General features: G+C 65.4%; 13 protein-coding genes. 2 read left to right on the top strand and 11 right to left on the bottom strand.

The genetic code is table 11. The features are described from left to right. Positions 1-38: 38 nt before the first annotated feature. The 3 genes from VGK32_13595 to VGK32_13585 all read right to left on the bottom strand — a co-directional run bounded on the left by VGK32_13595 (position 39) and on the right by VGK32_13585 (position 3,710). Positions 39-1,478 (bottom strand): TolC family protein, encoded by a 1,440-nt coding sequence (locus VGK32_13595; protein ID HEY3382803.1) that lies wholly within the window; start codon positions 1,476-1,478, stop codon positions 39-41. Next, positions 1,475-1,744: an STAS domain-containing protein gene (locus VGK32_13590; protein HEY3382802.1), complete on the bottom strand. Its 270-nt coding sequence runs from the start codon at positions 1,742-1,744 to the stop codon at positions 1,475-1,477. The genes VGK32_13595 and VGK32_13590 overlap by 4 nt, the downstream gene beginning before the upstream one ends. A 328-nt stretch (positions 1,745-2,072) precedes the next feature. Beyond that, complete coding sequence (locus VGK32_13585; protein HEY3382801.1) at positions 2,073-3,710, bottom strand: sigma 54-interacting transcriptional regulator; 1,638 nt, start codon at positions 3,708-3,710, stop codon at positions 2,073-2,075. A 65-nt stretch (positions 3,711-3,775) separates the two neighbouring features. Here VGK32_13585 and VGK32_13580 point away from each other — a divergent pair, with 65 nt between their 5' ends. Next, complete coding sequence (locus VGK32_13580; GenBank protein ID HEY3382800.1) at positions 3,776-5,032, top strand: cation:dicarboxylase symporter family transporter; 1,257 nt, start codon at positions 3,776-3,778, stop codon at positions 5,030-5,032. 44 nt (positions 5,033-5,076) lie between these two features. Further along, positions 5,077-6,450: a dipeptidase gene (locus VGK32_13575; protein HEY3382799.1), complete on the top strand. Its 1,374-nt coding sequence runs from the start codon at positions 5,077-5,079 to the stop codon at positions 6,448-6,450. A 111-nt stretch (positions 6,451-6,561) separates the two neighbouring features. On the opposite strand, the gene VGK32_13570 is transcribed toward VGK32_13575, so the two are convergent. The 8 genes from VGK32_13570 to VGK32_13535 form a co-directional block, all read right to left on the bottom strand. Then, a complete protein-coding gene (locus VGK32_13570) occupies positions 6,562-9,606 on the bottom strand; it encodes a TonB-dependent receptor (GenBank protein HEY3382798.1) in 3,045 nt (1,014 codons plus the stop codon). A gap of 672 nt (positions 9,607-10,278) precedes the next feature. Then, complete coding sequence (locus tag VGK32_13565) at positions 10,279-13,308, bottom strand: carboxypeptidase regulatory-like domain-containing protein (protein HEY3382797.1); 3,030 nt, start codon at positions 13,306-13,308, stop codon at positions 10,279-10,281. A gap of 401 nt (positions 13,309-13,709) precedes the next feature. Next, the gene (locus VGK32_13560; GenBank protein HEY3382796.1) at positions 13,710-16,709 is read right to left on the bottom strand and encodes a prolyl oligopeptidase family serine peptidase; all 3,000 of its coding nucleotides are present in this window, start codon (positions 16,707-16,709) and stop codon (positions 13,710-13,712) included. A 146-nt stretch (positions 16,710-16,855) separates the two neighbouring features. Continuing rightward, positions 16,856-17,551, bottom strand: coding sequence for an HAD family phosphatase (locus tag VGK32_13555; protein HEY3382795.1), 696 nt, complete (start codon positions 17,549-17,551; stop codon positions 16,856-16,858). 102 nt (positions 17,552-17,653) lie between these two features. Next, complete coding sequence (locus VGK32_13550) at positions 17,654-18,250, bottom strand: DUF1684 domain-containing protein (protein HEY3382794.1); 597 nt, start codon at positions 18,248-18,250, stop codon at positions 17,654-17,656. Positions 18,251-18,375: 125 nt separating this feature from the next. Beyond that, the gene (locus tag VGK32_13545; GenBank protein ID HEY3382793.1) at positions 18,376-19,038 is read right to left on the bottom strand and encodes an alpha/beta fold hydrolase; all 663 of its coding nucleotides are present in this window, start codon (positions 19,036-19,038) and stop codon (positions 18,376-18,378) included. Positions 19,039-19,041: 3 nt separating this feature from the next. After that, positions 19,042-19,824 carry an alpha/beta hydrolase gene (locus tag VGK32_13540; GenBank protein ID HEY3382792.1) on the bottom strand — a complete coding sequence of 261 codons (783 nt, stop codon included), beginning with the start codon at positions 19,822-19,824 and terminating at the stop codon, positions 19,042-19,044. Between the two features lie 340 nt (positions 19,825-20,164). Then, positions 20,165-20,986: a hypothetical protein gene (locus VGK32_13535; protein ID HEY3382791.1), complete on the bottom strand. Its 822-nt coding sequence runs from the start codon at positions 20,984-20,986 to the stop codon at positions 20,165-20,167. Positions 20,987-21,161: the final 175 nt, after the last annotated feature.

Below are 21,161 nucleotides of genomic sequence, written 5' to 3'. Positions count from 1 at the left end.
CCAATCGACAGCGCCGGCCTCCAGGCCGGCTCGTGTGATCAGTTGCCGATCTGCGTGACGGGTGTGCCGGCCGCCAGGAACTGCTCGAACCGATCGCTCTGGCCGCTCGCCTCGAGCAGGTCGGCGAGCGCGACATCGACGTCGTACGCCGCGGCGAGCCGCTCGAGCTGGACGCGCGAGAGCGAGAGGCGCGCATCCACGACCTCGATCGACGTGGCGAAGCCCTCCTCGAACGCCCGGGTCCGCACGCGTAGGTTCTCTTCGCCCAGTTCGAGTGCGCTTCGAAGCGCGGTAAACTGCTCGCGGGCCTTGGCCACCTCGCGGTATCGCTTCTCGACCAGCGTGGCGATGTCGCGGCGGGTGCGCTGCTCGAGGTCGGTGACGCGCTGCTGCTGGAGCTTCGCGGCAGCCACGCGGTGCGACCGGTCGAACCCGTCGAAGAGCGTCACCGTCGCGCCGATGCCGGCAGCCCACTTCGGGTCGAGAATGGTCAGGTCCCCGGTGTGCAGCTCGCGCATCCCGAAGAGGTAGACATCCGGGAGAAGGCGGCCGCGCTCGGCCCCGAGGGCCTGGTCGGCGAGCTGGTGTTGGGCGGCGAAGCGACCGAACGCGGGATGTTTCTCCTGGGCTTGGCGCTGGAACCCATCGAGGCTCTCGAGGTCCGGTGCCAGAAAGAGCGGGGAAGTCGGGTCGCCTGCTTGTTCCAGCGAGAGGATATTGGCCAGGCCGGCCCGGGTGATGGCGACGTCCTGTTCGGCCCGCTTCAACTGTCGATCGGCGTCGGCGCGCGCGACCTCGGCGTGCAGCCGTTCGGCGCGTGAGATCATGCCTTCCTCTTCGAGCCGCTTCGCCTCGTGGAGATGCCGATCGAGACCGGCCAGCACCTGCGCGCGCACGTCTCTCGCGCTCGTCGCGAGGCGGAGGCCGAAATACCGCCGCACCAACTCGCTCGTCAGCGACTCTTCGGCCAACCGCCGCTCTTGCTCGACGTCCTTCACCTGCGCTTCGGCGGCGCGGTTCGCGGCCGTGACCTTGCCGCCCGTGTAGATGGGCCACGTCGCGCGGACATCCGCCGTCCAGAACGACTTGTCCTGCACCCGCTCGACGAACGGCGGGATGCGCGAGGCGGGCACCTGCGGGTGCAGCGTGAGGATCACCTGGCGGATGGGATCGAGGTCGATTTCAATCGGTCGATCGATGCGGGTGTAGCGTGCGTTGGCGTCGACTTTCGGCCAGTAGAGAGACCGGGTGGCCTTCCGCTCCTCCTCACGCTGCGCGCGCTCCTTGTCGATGGCCTGCAGGGCCTGGTGCGAGTCGCGCATCCGCTTGGAAGCCTCGCTGAACGACAGGGGCGTCGCGGGCGAATCGGCCGACGGCTGTTGCGCCGTCGCGACCGGCGCCAGCAGGCCGATCGCGGCAAGCACGACGATGGCCGTGCAAAGACCCGACGGCGGGCGGACATGATCTCTGATGCTCATTGACGACCTTCGGATTCGAGCCACTGCTCCAGATACGTCGGGCAGCCGACCAGGCGCGCGCGGCGGCCGGAACCGCTGACGAAGAACGCAACCGCGTCGCGGTCCACGAGACGCACCTGTGAGAGGTCGAACGCGATCGGCCGCCCGGCGGCCGACGCGTGCTCGACCACCTGTTCGAGGGCCGGGAGATGTTCGGCGTCGATGGTCCCGGTCAACGCCACGACCAGGTCCGGCGACGCGTCTTGGGGTGATTCGATCTTCAACATATCGGTGGGGTGAACCCGGAACGCGGGTCGCGCCCTGCCGATGGGAACATCAACAGTCGTGCCGAGTGGGAAATGACAATTACACGCGGGATTTCTAGTGTGAGGCTGAACAGCCGATGCGGAATCTTCGCGAATTCACGAAGGAGCGTGAGGCGCCTGCGAGTCCCGCACGGGCGGGACGCCCGTGCCACTCGCTCCACCTTGCCCGTGCCACTCGCTCCAGCTTGCCCGTGCCACTCGCTCCACCTTGCCCGTGCCACTTGCTCCACTTTGCCCGTGATTCCCGGTGGCTGCGTCCTCTCGGGGCTCTGTGTAATGCCGTGATCCGCTACCTGGTGCTCTTGAAGCGGAACTTGTCGATCCCGTGCTTCTTGATCTTGGACTCGAGTGTCGTGGCGGGAAGGCCGAGACGCGCGGCGGCACCGGAAGGGCCGGATACCCGGCCGCGTGTCGCGGCCAGCGCCTCCTCGATGACGCGGATCTCCTCGTCCTGTAGCGTGCCGGCTGGACGCGCAGGTGGTTCGGCGGGGTCGTCATGCCTTCGCCGAGCGGCGGCGTCGGCGACGCGGGCCGTGACCGCCGGTAGCATGCCTTCGTCGAGCCTGAAGACATCCCCTTCGGACAGGATCGCCGCGCGTTCGATCACGTTCTCCAGCTCGCGGATGTTGCCGGGCCACGAGTAGGCCGCAAGCTGGTCGATGGTCCGCCGATCGACGCTCCGGAACCGGCGCCGCAGCCTGGCCCCATGGCGGGCGACGAAGTACTCGACGAGGATCGGGATGTCGTCCCGGCGATCCCGCAGCGGCGGCACCGCAATCGGAAAGACGTTCAGCCGGAAGAACAGATCGCTGCGGAACCGTCCTTCCGCGATGGCGGCCTGGAGATCCCGGTTGGTGGCGGCAATCACCCGGGCGTCGGTTCGAATCGTCTGGTTGCCGCCGACACGCTCGAACTCTCCCTCCTGCAGGACGCGCAACAGCGCAACCTGCACGTCGGCCGGCACCTCGCCGACTTCATCCAGGAAGATCGTCCCTCCGTTCGCCAGCTCGAATCGACCGATCCGGCGCTGCAGCGCGCCGGTGAATGCACCCTTCTCGTGGCCGAACAGCTCCGACGCCATCAGCGTATCCGGCAGCGCCGCCAGGTTGACCTTGATCATCGCCCGCGATGCGCGCGCCGACCGGCGATGGATCGCACGGGCGATCAGTTCCTTGCCGGTTCCGGTCTCACCGGTGATGAGCACCGTGGAACCCGTGCGGGCCACCTTCTCGACTTCCCGGATCACCTTTCTGAGCGGTGCGGAGGACCCGACGATCTCCTCGAACATCGACTGCTCGTCGAGTTCCTGCCGGAGCACCAGGTTCTCGTCGTGCAGGCGGTTCTTCAGGCGGGAGATCTCCTCGTAGGCGAGCGCGTTGGAGACCGCGCCGGCGATCAGCCGGGAAATGTCCTCGAGCAGGCCGATCTCCTCGGCGGTGAAGGGTCGCGCCGCGAAGCGTCCGAAGGTGATCGATCCCACGAGCCGGTCGCGGAAGATCAGCGGCGTGCGGACGTACGCCTGGACGCCAAACGACAGGAGCCGCTCGTCCTCCGGGAACCGCCGCACGCTGCCGAGGTCCTGGCAGACGTCGGCGCGGCCCGTGCGGCCCACCAGTTCGGTTCCCGATCCCGGCAACGACATCGGCCGTCCGTACCGCGCCTCGTACTCCTCCATCGAGAGATCCAGCGCCCGCGCGACACGGCCGTCGAACGTCTCGCCATGCTTCGGCGCCATGCCGCGCACGTGAATCGCATGGGGTCGCAGTTCCTCGCCGTTCACGGTGACGATCCCGATGCCGTCGAGCGCGACGAGCGGCACGAGCGCGGCGTCCACTTCCTCGAGCACTCCGAACAGGTCGAGGTGGGCGTTGGCCGCCTCGGCGACGTGGAGCAGAAGCCGGTACTTGTCCTCGGGGCTGACGATCACGCGATGATTCTACTTCAGCCTGGCCTCTTACCCTCCCCGGCACCGTATACTCTCCCCGACAGCCTATGCCTTCCATTCCGATGCCTGTTGCCAGTCGTTCCCCGGCCCTGCTGGGCCTCGGCGCTCTCGTGGTCGGGCTCGCGGCGGGGATTGGCGTCTCCGCCTCCGGCTCCGCCGGGCTGCAGGCGGCCGCGGTGGCCCTCGAGCCGATCGGCGCGTTGTGGGTCAATGCGATTCGCATGACGCTGGTGCCGCTCGTGGTCTCGCTGCTGGTCACCAGCGTGTCGAACTTCTCCGATGCGCGCTCCCTGGGTACGCTCGGGGCGCGGTCGGTCGCGCTCTTCCTGGCGCTGCTGGCTGGCGCCGCGGTCTTCAGCGCGCTCGTGGGGCCGCCTCTCTTCGCGCAGCTGTCGATCGACCCGGCGGCTGCGGCCACGCTGCGGGCCCAGGCCCAGGCCGCGGCAGAGTCCGGTCGGGCCGAACTGCCAACGCTTCGCGGCTTCGTCGTGGGGCTCGTGCCCACCAATCCTCTTCGCGCGGCCACCGATGGCGCCATGCTGCCGCTCATTGTCTTCACGCTGCTGTTCGGCCTGGCGACCACGCACCTGTCGCCGGGTTCGCGCGGGTCGATCACCGGCTTCTTCCGCGCGGCCAGCGAGGCGATGCTGATCATGGTCGAGTGGATTCTCCGCCTCACGCCGATCGGTGTATTCGCGCTCGCGCTCGGCATGGGAAAGGACCTCGGCCTCGCCGCGGCCGGTGCGGTCGGCTACTACGTGGTCGTGCTCTGTGCCATGCTGGCCGTGGTGACGATCTGCCTCTACCCGGTCGTCGCCCTCATCGGCCGGACATCCCTGGCCGCCTTCGCGCGTGCGGCCGCCCCTGCGCAGGCGGTGGCCGCCGGGACGCGATCGTCGCTGGCGTCGTTGCCCGCGCTCATCGAGAGCACCCGCCGGTCGTTCGGCGACCGTCCGTCGCTCACGGGGTTCGTCCTGCCGCTCGCGGTCTCGACATTCAAACTCAACACGCCGGTGTCGGATCTGGTCGGGCCGCTCTTCCTGGCCCAGCTCTACGGGATCCACCTCTCCGGAATCCAGATTGCAACGATGACGCTCGTCACCATTGCGATGAGTTTCAGCAACCCCGGGATTCCGAGCGGTGGCCTCTTCGTCGTCACCGCGCCGGTGATGCTCAGTGCCGGGATGCCTCTCGACGGCATCGGTCTCCTCATTGCCGCGGACTCGATTCCGGACATCTTCGCCACCGTGACCAACGTCACCGGCGACCTCGCGGTCGCCACGATCGTGGCGGATCGGAAATAATGGACGTGACCGTCCACCTTCAGACAGGAGTTGCCAGAGCACCCATGAATCCTGCGATCATCGACTTCATCAACACCAGCCGCGACCGGTATCTCGCCGAGTTGACCGACTTCATCGCCATTCCCAGCGTCAGCTCGTCGCCCGAACACGGGGCCGACATGCGGCGCTGCGCGGAGTGGACGGCGGATCAGCTTCGAACGGCCGGCCTGCAGAACGTCCGGGTGATCGACACGCCCGGCCACCCGGTCGTCTACGCCGACTGGCTGAACGCTCCAGGCGCGCCGACCGTGTTGTTCTACGGTCACTACGACGTGCAGCCGGTCGATCCACTGGACCTGTGGCAGTCTCCGCCGTTCCAGGCGACGATCCGGGACAACGAACTGTTCGCGCGCGGAGCCTCCGACGACAAGGGGCAACTGTTCATCCACATCAAGGCGCTCGAGGCGTATTTGAAGCAGACGGGCACGCTTCCCATCAACGTCCGCGTCATCTTCGAGGGCGAAGAGGAGATCGGGAGCCCGAACCTCGACCAGTTCATCCGCGACCACAAGGACGAACTCGCCTGCGACGTCGTCGTCATCTCGGACTCGGCGATGTTCGAGCACGGCGTGCCGTCGCTCTGCTACGGCCTGCGCGGCCTGTGCTACTTCCAGATCGACATGCGCGGCACCGCCAGCGACCTCCACTCGGGTTCGTTCGGCGGCGCGGTCGCCAACCCGGGGTTCGTGCTCGCGCAGGTCCTCTCGCAGATGAAGGACCGCGGCGGGCACGTGAAGGTCCCTGGGTTCTACGATGACGTGCGTGAACTGACCGAGCGGGAGCGCGAGGAGTTCAAGCGGCTGCCGTTCAACGAGAAGCAGTACCGCAAGTCGCTCGGCGCGCCGAAGCTGCACGGCGAAACGGGGTACTCGACGTTGGAGAGGACCTGGGCGAGGCCGACGTTCGAGGTGAACGGCATCCTGACCGGCTTCACCGGCGAGGGCAGCAAGACCGTGATCCCGGCCACGGCGATGGCGAAGATCAGCATGCGCCTGGTGCCGAACCAGGATCCGGACAAGATCGCGCAACTCTTCGAAGACTACGTGAGGAAGGTGACGCCGAAGAGCGTCGAGCTGAAAGTCACGCGCATGCACGGCGGCAAGCCGTGGATGACGGAACTGGACAACGTCTACATCCAGGCGGCAGCCCGCGCCATCGAGTTGGGCTTCGGCAAGGCGCCGGTCTACACGCGGGAGGGCGGATCGATTCCGGTCGTCTCGACCTTCCAGTCCGAACTGAACGCGCCGACCGTCCTGTACGGCATCGGCCTGCCGGACGAGAACGCCCACGCGCCCAACGAGAAGCTGGATCTCGGCAACTTCTTCAACGGGATCATCGCATCGGCGTACCTGTACGACGAGATTGGATCACGGAAATAGGGTGGTACAAAAGAAGGGGCGCAGCATCGCGCTGCGCCCCCCAGGATTCCTACCTTCCTGAACCCTGAATCCTGAACCCAGACTCCTGGATTCTGGCTCCTGACTCCCGATCTAGAAGGTCACCCTGAATCCGAACCGCATGACGCGCGGCGCCAGGATGCTCTTGATCAGGTCGCCGTTGGGCGCGTTCATCGTCCGGCTCTTGGCCAGTGTCGTGTTGCCGTTGAGCAGGTTGAACACGTCCATGCTCGCCATGATGCGAACACGGTTGAACTTGAACGTCTTGTCCACGCGGAAATCCACCGTGCTGAAGTTCGGCAGGCGGTTGTCGCCGACCTTGTCCAGGATGACGGTGGCCGTGCCGGCGCGGTTCAAACGGCTCGGCGTGAGGATCGCGGCTTCGAACGGGTAGCCGTTGCGCGCGTTGAAGAAGCCCGCCACGCCGATGTCCCACAGCGGCAGCGTGTAGGCGCCCGACAGCTTGAACGTCCATTTGGCGTTGACGAACACGTTGTCGAGACCGCTCGAGGTCGATTCCTCGGCGAACTGCGCGCCGTTCAGCATGCTGATGTTGGTCGGGTCCTGGTAGGCCGCCGCCGAATCGTAGTGCAGGATCGCGTTGTTGTAGGCGAACCCGCCGTTCATCATCCAGCGGTTGGACATCCGTTTCCGCACGCTCAGCTCGAATCCCTGATAGCTACGGTTGTAGTCGGGGAGGTTTCCGTAAACGTACGACGACGGATAGTTGACGTTCGGCTGGTAGTACGTCACCGCCTCGCAGCGGGCTCCCGGGTTCACGCAGGCAGAGGCCGGCGGCGTGTAGACGAGCGCCGCGTAGTTGGCAGACGTGAAGTCGCCAGGGGTGGTGGTGAACCGTCGGCTCGAGAAGAAGTTCCCGTACTTGCGCCAGATGTACGAGAAGCCGACCCCGAAGTCCGGACCGATCTGGCGGTCGATGCCGACGATGATCTCGTGGGTGTACCCGTTCTTGGCGTTCGGGTCGTTCTTGTTCGTGACGCCCACGAAGTTCGGGTTGTCGGGATTGTAGTTGCCGCCCGAGGACAGGACGTTGACCGCACCCGTCGTCGGGTTGAGCGGGAAGATCTCGTTGGCGGTTGCGATCCCGTCGCCGTTGAGGTCCTTCCACGGGAAGCGGACGTAGGTCGAGCCGACCGGGTTGTAGGTGCTCGAGAAGTCGCCCGTGCCGCGCTGGCTGGCATACATCGCGTAGTTGAACTTCGCGACCGTCTTGCCGTTGCCGAGCAGGTCGTAGGTGAGACCGACGCGCGGCGTGATGTCCTTGAGTTGCACGTCGGAGTCGATCGACGGATAGGAAATTGCCGGCAGCCACGTGAACGGCACGCCCGAACCGGTCATCTGTCCCTGGAACGGATGCGCCTTCATCGCGGCCGGGTTCGACTGGTCGTTCTGGTAGTCGAAGCGGAAGCCGAGGTTGAGCGTCAGTTTCTTGCGGCTGTAGGTGTCCTGGAAGTACAGCCCGCGGTTCATTTCCTTGTACTCGACCTGGTACGGCCGGTACATCTGCGCTTCGGTCGTCGTGCCGATGACGTTCTTCGACGCGTTGTAGCGCACGTAGCCGCTGCCACCCCACTGGTTCTCGGTGTGGGCGATGTCGTTGCGGACCTTGCCGCCGAACTTGAACGTGTGGTCGCCGCCCAGGAAGCCGGGCAGGAAGTAGTTGGCCGACACGTCGATCGAGTCGGTCGGGCGCACGTAGACCGTCTGCTGATACGAACGGCCCCAGACGCCGGTCGGGACATCGTAGCTGGGCTGCACGGACGCGAGCGACGGGTCGTGGAAGTCGAGCACGAAGTTGTTGCCGACGTGCGTATACGAGAACTCGACCATGAACTTGTCGCTCAGGATCTGCCGGTCCGACCACTTGTAGGTCTTCGGCATGCCGGTCTTCCAATACGGCGAGCCAAGCGCGTCGTTCTGCACGCCCTGCTGGATGTAGGTGGTCTCGCCCGGGCGGGTGTCGGACGCATCACGCGCGTTGCGGTACTTCTGGTTCCCGTTGAAGTAGAACGAGAACTGGTTGTTCTTGAACGTCTGGACCGCCACCTTCGCGTTGTAGGTGGTCAGCACGGTCTGGTCGGTGTTCAAGCAACTGCGAATTTGGTCGATCGTGTAGTTGAGCGGAGCGGCCTTGACCGCCAGGCACGCGGTGTCGGTCAGGTAGAACCCGTTGATCCCGACCTTGACGTCCTGCTTGCCGTAGCTGCCCCAGAACCACGCGCGTCCCGTCTTGATCGGGCCGCCGGCTTCGATCCCGTAGTCCCTGATGTCCTGGATCGGGTTTCCGGAGGTGGCGCCGCTCCTGCGGAGAGCGTCGGTCAGGTTGTTCGACTCGAACTTCTCAGGGGTGACATAGAAACGGCCCGAGCCCTTCAGCTTGTCCGTGCCGCTCTTGGTGATCAGGTTCACGCTGACGCCCGGCGACATCATCGACACGTCGCTGCCGCCCGCCGTGACCTGCATCTCTTCGAAGGCGTCGAAGTCGAAGTACACCGGCGAGCCGCCCGTCGCGGAGAGGTCGGTGATGTCGATGCCGTCGAGGTTCCACTTCTGCTGCGACATCGCGGAGCCGCGAGCCACGAAGTTCGACTGCTGGCCCGACGCGCTGCCGCCGACGTTCTGGCGGTCCATCGCCACGCCCGGCGACTGCTCGATGATGACCCACGGGTCGCGCGCCGACGGGATGTTCTGCAGCGCTTCCTGCGTGAAGCGCGCCGTCTTCGACGTGTCGCGCAGGTCGACGACCGGCGTCTCGCCGGTGACCGTCACGGTTTCCTGCAACTGCGAAATCTCGAGCGCGGAGTTGATCTGGACGCTCGCGCCGCTTTCGAGCCGGACCGCATCGCGAACAAAGATCTTGAACCCGGTCAACTCGAACCTGATCGTGTAGACACCGACGCCGAGACCCGGGAAGCGGTAAGTGCCGGTCGCGCCGGTGGTGGCGACCATCGGCTGCAGAAGTGAGGCGCCAGTCAGTGTGACGGTCACGCCCGGCATCACGCCGCCAGACGTGTCAGTGGCCTTCCCGAAAATCTCACCGGGCCGCTGCGCGAAGCCGGTGGCCGCCGTGGCCAGAGCAAACACCACGGCAAGCAGAAGAACCGAACGAAGCCTCATATTCCCTCCTGGAATGACAACAACACCGCCCGGGCGTATGCAGGTGCACCGACAGCGACGCGCACGCGCCCTGCGGACCACACGCCGACGCCAAGGATGACGACGAACGCCGCGACGAACGAGTCACCTAAGGGTCGGGGGCCTTACACTTGGCTTCTGGAATCTGGAAGGATTGTAGTCAGCTCGGCCGAAATGTCCAGCCCCGAACCGAAATCCCTCCGCCGAACGACGAGCCAGCGACGACACACTCACCGAACGCCAACCGAACGCCGAGGGAACGCCGAGAAGACGCCGAGAGAACGCCGAGGAAACGCCGACCGAATGGTAAGGAAGTTGGGAACTGCGACTGACGTGCTACGCCGCACGTTTCAGAGCACGCCGCATGCCACGGGCGAGCTCGAAAAACCGACCGTTCGGCCGGTCGCTTTCGCTGGGATTTCGGTGATCTGTCTCATTCGGACGGCTGACAGCACGCCGCCAAGGGGTAGCTGATTTCGGCGCAGTTGGATCTGGCGATCCAACGGTTTGGATATCCAGGCTTTCGTCGGACCACATGCGGATGTCTTCGGTCCGGAAGGCCAACAAAAAAGGGGGCACGGCGCCGGCCGTGCCCCCCCAACACTCTCGCTGGTTCTACGTTCCGCCTTCAGGCTTCTGGCTCCTGACTCTGGCCTAGAAAGTCACCCGGAATCCGAAACGCAGGACCCGCGGCGACACGATGTTCGCGATCGTGTTCGCGTTGTTGGCGTTCTGCGTCCGGCGTTCCGCCAGCGTGGTGTTGGTGTTCAACAGGTTGAACAGGTCCATGCTGGCGACGACCCGCAGCCGGTTGAACAGCAGGAACGGACGGTCGATCTTCACATCGAGCTGCTGCATGGTCGGCAGTCGCACCTCGCCCACGTTGTCGAGGATCACCACGACCGCGCCCGCGCCGTTCCGCAAGCTGGAAGGCACGTTGACGCCCGCCAGGAACGGATAGCCGCTCCGCGCGTTGAAGAAGCCGGCGACGCCCATCTTCACCACCGGCACCGTGTAGGCGCCGGACATGCGGAAGATCCACTTGGCGTTCACGAACACGTTGTCCAGGCCGCTCGACGTCGACTCCTCGGCGAACTGGGCGCCGTTGTACGTGGCCACGTTCGTCGGGTCGAGGTACGCCGCCGGACCGTACGATGCGGCCGTCGGATAGTGCTGCGGCGCCGCGTTGTACGAGAAGCTGCTGTTGAACATCCAGTTGTGCGACATCCGTTTTCGCACGGTCAACTCGACACCTTCGTAGGTGCGGTAGTAGTCCGGACGGTTGCCGAGCACGGTCGTGACCGGATAGGACGTCGGCGAGAAGTAGGTCACGGGCACCACGCGAGCGTCAGCCGGGTACGTCGGCAGCACCGACGGCGTGAAGGTCTTCTGCACCCAGTTGCTGCTGTCCATGCCGGCGCGCTTGGTCACGGTGAAGTTCGAGTACTTGCGGTAGATGAACGAGCCGGTCACCGCGAAGTCCGTCGTCAGTTGCCGGTCGTAGCTGGCGATGAACTCGTTGGTGACGGGCGCAGTCAGGTTCGGGTCGATCGTGCCGGTGGTCCTCGCCAGGCCGCCCGGGTTGTTGTAGTCGTACCCGCTCGTCGCGTACAGCGGCTTCCCGCGCATATCGATCTCGTTTGCCTGGACGATCTTGTCCCCGTTCAGATCGGTCCAGGGATAGTCGACTTCGGTCACGACCACCGGGTTGTAGACGTAGGCGATACCGCCCGACCCGAGCTGGTTGGCGTAGCGCGAGTAGTTGAACTTCACGACGTTCCTGCCGTCCTTCGTCATGTCGTAGCTGAGGCCGAGCCGCGGCGAGAAGTTCTTCCACGGCACGCCCGCCTCGGCGCCGGAGAAGTCGACACCCGGCAGTTGGTTGAACACCTGGCCGTAGCGCGTCGCCTGGCCGAAGAACGGCACGGCGCTGATGCTGGCTGGAACCACGGCATCGGTCTGGTAGTCGTAGCGCAGGCCGAGCGTGATGGTCAGGTTCTTCCGGGCGTAGCTGTCCTGGATGTAGAAGGACCGGTTGTGCAGCCGGTAGTCGCTGCTGCCGTCACGGTAGATCCACGCTTCGGTCGGGACGCCGTTGGTCAGCACCGAGTACGCGTTGCCGCCGTAGTGCGTGAGCGTCAGCGCGCCATCGTTGCGGTATTTGAAGCCGACCTTGAACGAATTGTCACCACCCAGGAATGCCGGGAGGAAGTAGTTGCCGGTGATGTCGATGCTGTCGGTCGGTCGGACGATGCTCTGCGCGTAGAACGAGCGCGCGTACATGCCCGTGTTCTGGTCGTAGAGCGTCTGGACGGCCGCCAGGCTCGGATCGTGGAAGTCCAGCACGAAGTTGTTGCCGATGTGCGCGTACTGGTACTCCATCATGAAGCGGTCGCTGAAGATGTGGCGGTCGCTCCACTTGTACGTCTTCGGCATGCCGGTCTTCCAGAAGGTCGAACCGAGGCTCGTATCTGCGACGCCGCCCTGGCGCCAGGTGGTCTCAATCGGGTGCGTGTCGGACGCGTTCCGCGCGTTGCGGACCTTCTCGGCGCCGTTGAAGTAGAAGGAGAACTGGTTGTTCTTGAACAGCTCGACCGCCACCTTCGCGTTGTAGTTGTTCAACGTCGTCAGGTCGGTGTTGAGGCAGCCCCAAATGTCCTCCACGGCGTGGCTCAAGGGGTTGCTCTTCATGTCGGCCTTGAGCGTCTGGCACTGATCGCTGGCCTTGTAGAAGCCGTTGACGCCGACGTTGATGTCCTGCTTGCCGTAGCTGCCCCAGAACCACGCCTTGCCCTTCTTGATGGGGCCGCCGACCTCGAACCCGTAGTCGGTGATCTTCTGAATGGGGTTGCCAGACGTCGCGCCCTGCTTGCGAATGGTGTCATTCAGGTTGACCGACTCGAACTTCTGGTCGGTGATGTAGTAGCGCCCGGAGCCACGCAGTTTGTCGGTGCCGCTCTTGGTGACGAGGTTGACCGAGACGCCCGGCGACTGCATCGTGACGTCGTTGCCGCCCGTCGAAATCTGCATCTCTTCGAAGGCGTCGAAGTCGAAGTACACCGGCGAGCCTCCCGTGGCGTTCATGTCGGTCACGTCGACGCCATCGAGGTTCCACTTCTGCTGGCTCATGAGCGCGCCGCGCGCCACGAAGTTCGACTGCTGCCCCGACGCGCTGCCGCCAACGTTCGACCGGTCCATCGCCACGCCCGCCGACTGCTCGATGATGACCCACGGGTCGCGGGCCGAGGGGATGCTCTGGAGCGCTTCCTGGGTGAAGCGGCTGGTCTTGCCGGTCTCGCGCAGGTCCACAATTGGCGTTTCGCCGGAGACGGTCACCGTCTCCTGAACCGTCGAGATCTCGAGCGCCGCGTTGATCTGCAGATTCGCGCCGATTTCCATGCGGACCGCGTCGCGAACGTACGTCTTGAACCCGGGGATCTCGAATCTCACCGAATAGACGCCGACGGCAAGGCCCGGAAATCGATACCCGCCGCTCGCGCTGCTCGTTGCCACCATGGGCTGCAGCAGTACCGTCCCGGTCAGTGTGACCGTGACGCCCGGCATGACGGCGCCGCTTGCGTCCGCCACCTTCCCGTAGATCTCTCCCGGCTGCTGCGCGAAGCCGGATGCGGCCAGGGCCAGCACGAATGCCGTGGCCAGCAACAACGCCGAACGAACCTTCATACGACCTCCTGATTGGGAAACGCCGCCGAAACGACGCCGAAACGACGCACACTTCAGGCGTCTACGTCTGCACCACGGCGGCTTCAAACGGGGGGTTGCCGGACCGGATGGGGGGAATTACCTGAAGCGACGTCCGTCCGATCGACAGCACGCGGCATGCCATGAATCCGCTCGTGAACCGATCGCGCCGGACCGCGATCCGTCCACGCTGGAGGTCTGGTTTCTTGCGGGATTACCTGGGGTCCGGTCGCGATGTTCCCGGAGCCTGACGAAGGTCCACGAATTCTCTACGCGGTACCTGTCGGGCGTTTGGATCGCCCGATTCAAAGGATTGGATGTGGCGGGGTGAAGATGGGGGCGCAGCCTCAAAGCCGCGCCCCCCATGGCTCTGGGAATGGGCCCTACTTCCCCTTGAACTGACCGCTGACGTCCCGCTTTCCCTTCTCGAGATACGGCACGCCCTTGTCCATCCACTCCGGCCGCGGCGCGTCCTTCAGGTGATGATCGAAGAACTCGCAGAGGTGCACGGTCCAGTGCTTCTGGTTGTCGCGCTCACGCAGCCCGTGCTTCTCGCCGTTGTACACAAACATGTACGCCTCTTTCCCCAGCCGCCGCAGGGCGCTGAAGAACTCGATCCCCTGATACCACGGCACCGCGTCGTCTTCGTCGTTGTGGATCGTCAGGTAGGGCGTCTTGACCTTCTCGACCCAGAAGATGGGCGAGTTCTCGATGAACTGGAGCGGCCGTTCCCACGGCGGGGCGCCTATCCGGCTCTGGGTCTTCTCGTACTGGAACGCGCGCGACATCCCGGTGCCCCACCGGATGCCGCCGTACGCGCTGACCATGTTGCTCACCGACGCGCCGGCTTCGACCGCGCGGAACATGTTGGTCTGCGTGATGAGATAGGTGATCTGATAGCCGCCCCAGCTATGTCCCTGGATGCCGACGCGCTTCGGATCGACGAACCCCATCGAGACGACGCGCTGCACGGCCGGCAGCACGCACTTGAGCGCGCTCTGCCCCGGATAGCCGGTGTCGTAGATGATGTCCGGCCGCAGGACGATATAGCCGTTGCTGACGAAGCGGGAGACGTTGATGCTGGTGCCGGGCGCCGGCGGGACAAAGCGGTGCAGCCCGTCGGTCAGTTCCTCGTAGATGTAGACCAACAGGGGGTACTTCTTCGACGGGTCGAAATTCTCGGGCTTCGTCAGAATGGCCCGCAGCGTGACGTTGTCGGCGTTGACGTACTCGATCAACTCGGATCGGCCCCAGACGTAGGTGCCCTGCTGCGGATTGGCGTCGGTGACCTTCCGAGGGTTCGCGAGTGAGAGATCGGTCACCCAGAGGTTTGGAAATTCCTCGAACCGCTGCTCGGTGATGACGACCGTGTCGGCTCCCTTCGCCTTGATGAAGCCGCCGACCATCTTGTCGAGCATCAGAAGCTTCGTCGGATCCTGGAGAGCCGGACCGGAGCCAGGCCCCGTCGAGGCGGCACTGGCGCTTTCCGCTCCCGCGCCACCTTGACGCGAAGCTTTCTTCGCCGTCCTGGCGTCGGCGGCCACCGCTGCCGGGACCGGAGGCACGGTGACGCGGTAGAAGCCGCTGGCCTTCGTCGTGTCGTCGGTTGCCTGCAGGAGAAGCGGTTTGTCGAGTTTGATCGGCTGCTCGTCAACGGCGACCCGGCGGCCACGCGGCACGGCAGCCTCGTCCGCCTCGGGGCGCTGGTACCGGAAGACGAGCTTCTGTTTCCGGCCGACGCCATTGGTGATCGTTCGCGGCGCGGTGCCATCCGGCCGCAGTTCCCAGATGTCGTAGCGGTCGTAGACCAACAGAGAGCGATCGCCTTCGGTCCACCCGGCGACGCCCCACGGACGCGGTGGTTCCGGCGTGTTCGACGTCTCGTCGTCGAACCGCACGCCAAGCGACTTGTCGGTGAGCTTGATCACCTTGCCGTCCGTGTTGCGGACGACGTACCAGTTGGTGTCGCGGTAGTCGAAGTAGAGGACGTAGGCACCGGCGGGCGAGAGCGTGGCGCCGAAGTGCGCCTTCTCGATGATCTTCTTGCGCGATCCGTCGAGCGGATTCACGGCGTAGAAGTCGGCGTACTCACCGTCCCACGACACGAGCTGCCTGTAGGGGACGTCCGACTGCCCGAGCGCCCTCGTGGCGTCCTCCGACAGGCGGATATCGGGCATGTCGGAATCCGCGAGCTGGACGAACTTCCTGTTCTTCAGCGACACCGCGGCTCGGAAGCTGCGCTTCTTCTCCTCTTCGAGGCGCACCTTCTGCATCGGTTGGAGTTCCGGGTCCTTCCAGGTCCAGATGTCCACCTTCGCGGGATCGGGAGCGCCTTCCGGAACCGCCTTCGGGGCGGGCGCCGTGCCGAACAACAGGCGGCTGCCATCCTTCGAGAACTCGAGCTTGCCGTACTCGCTGACGGCAGCGCCCGCGGGCATGCCCGGCGATGCGGCGGACACGAGTTCAATCGCCTTGTCCCCGGGAGAGGACCAGGCATAGAGCCTGAATGCCGGCGCCTCCGCCTTGTAGTCGTCACGGTCGCTCACGAACGCCAGTTGGCCTCCCGCGTCGTCGAACGCGATGCCCTTGTAGTTCCCGAGTCCGGTGAGCACCGATCGGACGCTGCCGTCGGCCGTCTTGCGGACGAACGCGCCGTCGCTCTCGGGCTTCTTCGACGAGACGGTGTACGCGAGAAGGTCTCCCGACTTCGCCCATTCGTAGTCGGTCACCTCCGCGATCTTCACTTCACCGCCGTCGGCGAGGTTCCGCACGACCAGATCGGTACCCGGCTCCTTCTTCTTCTCGTTCTTCTTCTTGCCGTCCCTCTTCTCTTCAGGTTTTGCCTCTACCTTCTTGTCCTTGTCGTCGCTGGCGTCGGCCTTCTTCTCCGGCGCCTCGAACAAGAAGGCGACAACGGCGGCGGACTCCTCGGGCACCTTGAAGCTCTTCACTCGATCGAACGTGACGGCCTTTCCAGTGGAGAGATCGAGGATGCCGAAACCGGACTTCGGCATCTCGTCTGCCTTCTTCTTGTCCTTCTTGGCCTTGTCCACGTCGGCGCGGGGCGGTGCAATGCCATAGAGGACGTACTTGCCGTTCGCCGTGATGACGGGATCCTTGCCGCGCGGCTGCCGAATCTCGGCGTCGGTCTTCAGATTCCTGGCGACGAGTTCGCCATCGCCCTCCTGGGCGGCGAGCGCGTAGACCAGCCAGCCGCCATCGCGGGACAGCTTCGTCCCCTGGATGGACCGCCAGGTGTCATACACGTCGTGGGTGATCGGCTTCTTCTGCGCGAACGCAGAGTCCGCGTTCAGTGCGATGGCCCACAAGGCCAGCGCCGCAAGAACGAGACTCCATCGTCGCGCAGGCGTTCGTATGCGCATGAACTACTCCTTCTGGGGCAGGGCGAGGATCGGCGATCGGGGGCGGGCTGCGGGGGCGGGGACCGTGAACACTCGCCGAGGCGTCGGTCCCGCATGGTCGCCGTATTATGCGCCGGGACGGGCCTGTTTGAAACGGCTTCCCCGCGTCACGACCGCGCGGCCACGTCGTTCAACAGGTCGAGCGAGAGGTCTTCGAAGGACCGGACGAGGTGGTGAGCGTCGAAGAGTCGATCGGACGAGCAACTGGTTGTCAGGGCGACGACCTTCATGCGGGCCTCGCGGGCGGAGGTGATGCCCCATGGTGAATCCTCGATCGCGACGCATCGGCCGGGAGTCAGATTGGGGCCGAGCAGTTCGAGCGCCCGCAGGTAAGGTTCGGGTTCGGGCTTGTGGCGCGTGGTTTCACCGGCGCCGACGATGGTGCGCACCATCCCGGAGAGTCCGGCCGAGTCGAGCACCATGACGATCTCGTCGCGGAATGCACCGGACGCAATGCCCATCGGCACGTGTGCCGACCACTCGCGCAGCCGCTCGGCGACGCCGGCGAACAGCACCGGCGTTTCCGCCGCGAGCCTGCGGAATATCTGGCCCTTCGACTGGACGAGAGCGTCGATCTCGCGCGCATCCCACGCCAGGCCCCGGTCGCGCGCCACGGCTCGGAACACCCCGGCATCGTCGTACCCGAGGTAGCGTTCACCGTATTCCTCGAAGGACAGCGGAACGCCACGCGCCTCGAGCGTGGCTCGGATGGTCGAGAAATGGAGCGGCTCGGTATCGGCCAGCACTCCATCGAAGTCGAACACGACCGCTTCGAGCACCCGCGAGCCGCCTTCCTGCTTCATTCCTCGTCCTTCATCCCTCATCCTTCCTCCTTCCCCTTTCCTCCTTCATCCTTCCTCCTTTTCTAATGCCTCCTTCCTCCTTCATCCTTCCTCCTTCATCCTTTACTTGACCTTCTCCCCCGCCCTGATGGCCACCGCCAGTCGATTCTCCTTCGGCGGGTACGGGCAGTCGTAGGTCGGGTTGTAGTAGCAGTAGGGATTGAACGCGCGGTTGAAGTCCACGACGTAGATGCCCGTGGACGAGCGGCCGATCTCGAGATACCGGCCGGCCCGATAGGTCTCGCTTCCCGTCGTGGCGTCGGTGAACGGCACGAACAGGCGGTCGTCCGACTGCCCGACCTCGGCGAAGGCCGACAGCCGGAGCGGCGTGCCCTGGAGCGTGAACTCGAGCACGCCCAGGAGTTCCATCAACCGCGGCTCGTGTGCCGAGGTGTCCATCTGCATCCGCGGTCGGGCAGTGGGCGGGTTCTCCCTGAACGCCGCGGGGACCGCATACGACGGGTCGACAGGAAAGTAGGCGAGCGGCAGGAACTGCGACCTCTTGTCCGCCGAGATCGGCGAGCCAGACGCGCGCATCATCGTATCGTTCGCCGCGCGCACGGCCGCGATCTCCTTCAGATAGCCGGACTCATCGGGCGGGCGCGAACTGCACGCGGCGATCGCCAAGATTACCGCGAGGAGGCCGACAGTTCGAAGCATACGTCCATTCTAAACGTACCATTCGAGAACCGCCCTTGTCCTTCACGTTCAACGCAGAGCCCGAAAAGGGCGCGCGGTCTCTGCGAACGCTCGGTAACCCTGTGATCCCCGATGCCGCGTGCGAGTCAGGACGATGCGGGCGCCAGCAGGTCTTCGATCGCTTCCGCGACTTCGTGCAGGCGTCCGTCGAACAGATGATTGGCTGCTTCGATCACGACGAGTTCCTTCGGTTCGACGGCCGTCGCGTACATCGCGCGCACCGCTCGAAGCGGGCAGATCGCGTCGTGCTCGCCGTGGATCACGAACTTGGGCTTGGGTGACCGCGCGGCGGCTGAAAAGTCGTAGAGGTTCGCCGGCAGCGCGAGGCCGATCAGCGTCTTGATGCGTTCGTCTTTGGCGCCGGCGGTCATCGCCACCCACGATCCGAACGACGCTCCGGCGGCCCAGGCTTCGATTCCCGGGTATCGCGCGGTCGCGAAATCAACGGCTGCGTTGAAGTCCTCGATCTCGCCGGCGCCTTCCCCAAACGTGCCATCGCTCAGTCCGACACCGCGGAAATTGAACCGTAGCACCGCGCATCCGAGCCGACAGAACGCCTTGGCCACCTGGAAGACGATCTTTGTGTGCATCGTGCCGCCGTGAAGCGGATGCGGGTGCGCGATGACCACCACTGCGCGAGGGGGCCGCAACGGATCGCTCGCGCCGGGCGTGCCGGTGGTGCAGAGCGCCGACGGATCGTCGACGAGCGCCTCGAGCCGGCCACTCGGGCCGGGGATGTGATGAACCATGGTTCAACGGCTCCGCGTTGAGACGGAAAAGTCGTGGAGAACCGCCGCGAACAGCTCCGGCTTCGTAATCAGGCCGATGTGGCCGGTGTGCTCCAGCGTGCGGCCCACCGCGCCGGGGATGAGCCCCAGGTACTCGCGGGTGCCGGCCACAGGAACCACGCGGTCGAGTTCCGGTTCCCCGGTCACGACGAGCGTCGGGACCGCGATCGACGCGGCGTCGGCGCGAAGGTCGCAATTCGCGACCAGTTGCACGCGTCTCGCCATTCGAACCCCGGAAGCGGGCGCGGACAGGATCGCGGCGAGGTATCCGGCAGCGGTCCGCCACCGTTCGGCGGGTCCGGGAAGCGCCGCGTGGATTTCCCGCCACAACCGTCCAGGCGCGCCCCCGACGAACTTGATGACCGACGTCCGAGGCGCGTGGACGTACGCCTGCTGCCGCTCGGTCGGCTTCCAGCCCGGCCCCGGTGTGGATACGAGGACGAGCCCCGCCACGCGCTCGGGACGAACCGCCGCGTAGCGCAGGGCGATCAAGCCTCCGAAGGACACGCCGCAGAGCAGCGTGCGCTCGACTCCAGCCTGCGCGAGGATTCCATCGAGTTGATCGACGTGGCTGTCGAAGCCGACCGCCTCGTCCAGCGCCATGCCGCTCCGGCGTTCACCGACGAGCGAGAAGGTGATGACCCGGAAGTGCCGCGCGAGCGCGTCCACAGCCGGCCGCATCCACTCCCAGCGGCCCTGGACGCCGGGCACCAGCACGAGCGGAGGCCCCGATCCGATCGCCTTCATCCTCGTTCCGGACGTATGAGGTAGGCGGTCCCTGACGCTACGCCGGCCGCCCGCGCGATATCGGCCACCCGGGCATTGAAGAAGCCGCACCGCGCGAAGGTCTGGCTCGCGCCTCGGAGCCTGGCTTCCCGTTTGTCGCCTTGTTCACGGGAGGCGTCGCGGCGCCGGAAACGCTTTGCGACCGTCTGAGTGGCGCGGGCTGCTTCTACAGGCATCATGGGCAGAGGCTGAATGGCCGTTCGTTCATTGTAACGAGGATTGGGTTCGGGACTGTCTCCCAGGCACCGATCACGCAACTGCAAGCACTCACGCCTGGAGCCTGGAGACCAGGAGAACCCCCTCAGGGCAGCAGGCAGAGCAGTTCGCCCTCCACCTGGCTGAAGCTCGAATACGCGGCGCGGTACGCTGGAACCTGGCGGGCGAGAGCCGCCACCTCCGGAAAGCCGTGCGCGCGCAGGTTGCGAGCGTTAATGAGCCCCTCCATCAGGTGAAGACCGGCTTGCGCGGGCGACAGCCGGATCAGCTCACCGGGCGATGCCGCCTCGTACTGCGGAAAGACGATGAGCGCGAGATCAGATCGACCGATGCCGACGGTCGACCGAAGTGCGGCCGGCAGGATGAGATCGAAGGCCGAACCCACCTGAACGGCCTCGGCCGGCAGTGGGCCGATCAGGTTCTCGATCACCGGGCGCGACGCACGTCGGAGCTGGAGCGGTCGGCTGAACGCGTCGATGGCCGTTCCGCCGGAAGGCACGAAGACCATCTCGTCGGTGAGGTAATCGAAACCCTTCGCCGCAAGCCACGCGACGAGCGTCGTCTTTCCGCTTCGGGACTTGCCGGGCAGGAGGACGCTTTGACCGTGGTGGGCCAGCGCGGCCGCGTGGAAGAGCAACCCCCCACGGCTTCGGCAGGCGATCTGGTACATCACCTCGCCAACGAACACGCTGCCAGCCGTCCCGTCATCCGCGCCCTCGAAGCAGACGGCATCGTCGATCGACAGCGAGAGACCGCCCACGGCCTCCGACAGTTCGAACCTGGCGTGCGGCTTCGCCCCGGGATCACGCGGCACCTGGTGGAACAGGAAATCCATCAGCGCCACGGCCCGCGGGCCGTGGGCGCAGACCTCCACCGCGCTGCCGGCAAAGGAGAGAACAGCCTTCATCCTGCCCGGAATGATACGGGTTCGTCGGCAGGGACCGCCAGTCCCTCGCGTCTCCATCCGTCTCGACGCCGCGTGCTCCCGCAGACTTCGAGTACCGATACGGCCTCGACGCCCCGCGATCGATCGTGGTCGTGCCGGCCTTGACGCCCGCGAGCCGCCGTGGGTACTGATGGCG

It is taken from the genome of Vicinamibacterales bacterium (assembly GCA_036504215.1).
Lineage (GTDB): Bacteria > Acidobacteriota > Vicinamibacteria > Vicinamibacterales > Fen-181 > FEN-299.
Note: the sequence above shows the minus strand (reverse complement) of the source record. Positions and strands in the feature narration are given on the sequence as shown.

Excerpts from the sequence above, each read along its gene's own strand:
- VGK32_13545 (HEY3382793.1), bottom strand. The coding sequence starts at position 19,038 with ATGGTTCATCACATCCCCGGCCCGAGTGGCCGGCTCGAGGCGCTCGTC.
- VGK32_13555 (HEY3382795.1), bottom strand. The coding sequence starts at position 17,551 with ATGAAGCAGGAAGGCGGCTCGCGGGTGCTCGAAGCGGTCGTGTTCGAC.
- VGK32_13570 (HEY3382798.1), bottom strand. The coding sequence starts at position 9,606 with ATGAGGCTTCGTTCGGTTCTTCTGCTTGCCGTGGTGTTTGCTCTGGCC.
- VGK32_13540 (HEY3382792.1), bottom strand. The coding sequence starts at position 19,824 with ATGAAGGCGATCGGATCGGGGCCTCCGCTCGTGCTGGTGCCCGGCGTC.
- VGK32_13550 (HEY3382794.1), bottom strand. The coding sequence starts at position 18,250 with ATGCTTCGAACTGTCGGCCTCCTCGCGGTAATCTTGGCGATCGCCGCG.
- VGK32_13580 (HEY3382800.1), top strand. The coding sequence starts at position 3,776 with ATGCCTTCCATTCCGATGCCTGTTGCCAGTCGTTCCCCGGCCCTGCTG.
- VGK32_13575 (HEY3382799.1), top strand. The coding sequence starts at position 5,077 with ATGAATCCTGCGATCATCGACTTCATCAACACCAGCCGCGACCGGTAT.
- VGK32_13590 (HEY3382802.1), bottom strand. The coding sequence starts at position 1,744 with ATGTTGAAGATCGAATCACCCCAAGACGCGTCGCCGGACCTGGTCGTG.
- VGK32_13535 (HEY3382791.1), bottom strand. The coding sequence starts at position 20,986 with ATGAAGGCTGTTCTCTCCTTTGCCGGCAGCGCGGTGGAGGTCTGCGCC.
- VGK32_13560 (HEY3382796.1), bottom strand. The coding sequence starts at position 16,709 with ATGCGCATACGAACGCCTGCGCGACGATGGAGTCTCGTTCTTGCGGCG.
- VGK32_13595 (HEY3382803.1), bottom strand. The coding sequence starts at position 1,478 with ATGAGCATCAGAGATCATGTCCGCCCGCCGTCGGGTCTTTGCACGGCC.
- VGK32_13565 (HEY3382797.1), bottom strand. The coding sequence starts at position 13,308 with ATGAAGGTTCGTTCGGCGTTGTTGCTGGCCACGGCATTCGTGCTGGCC.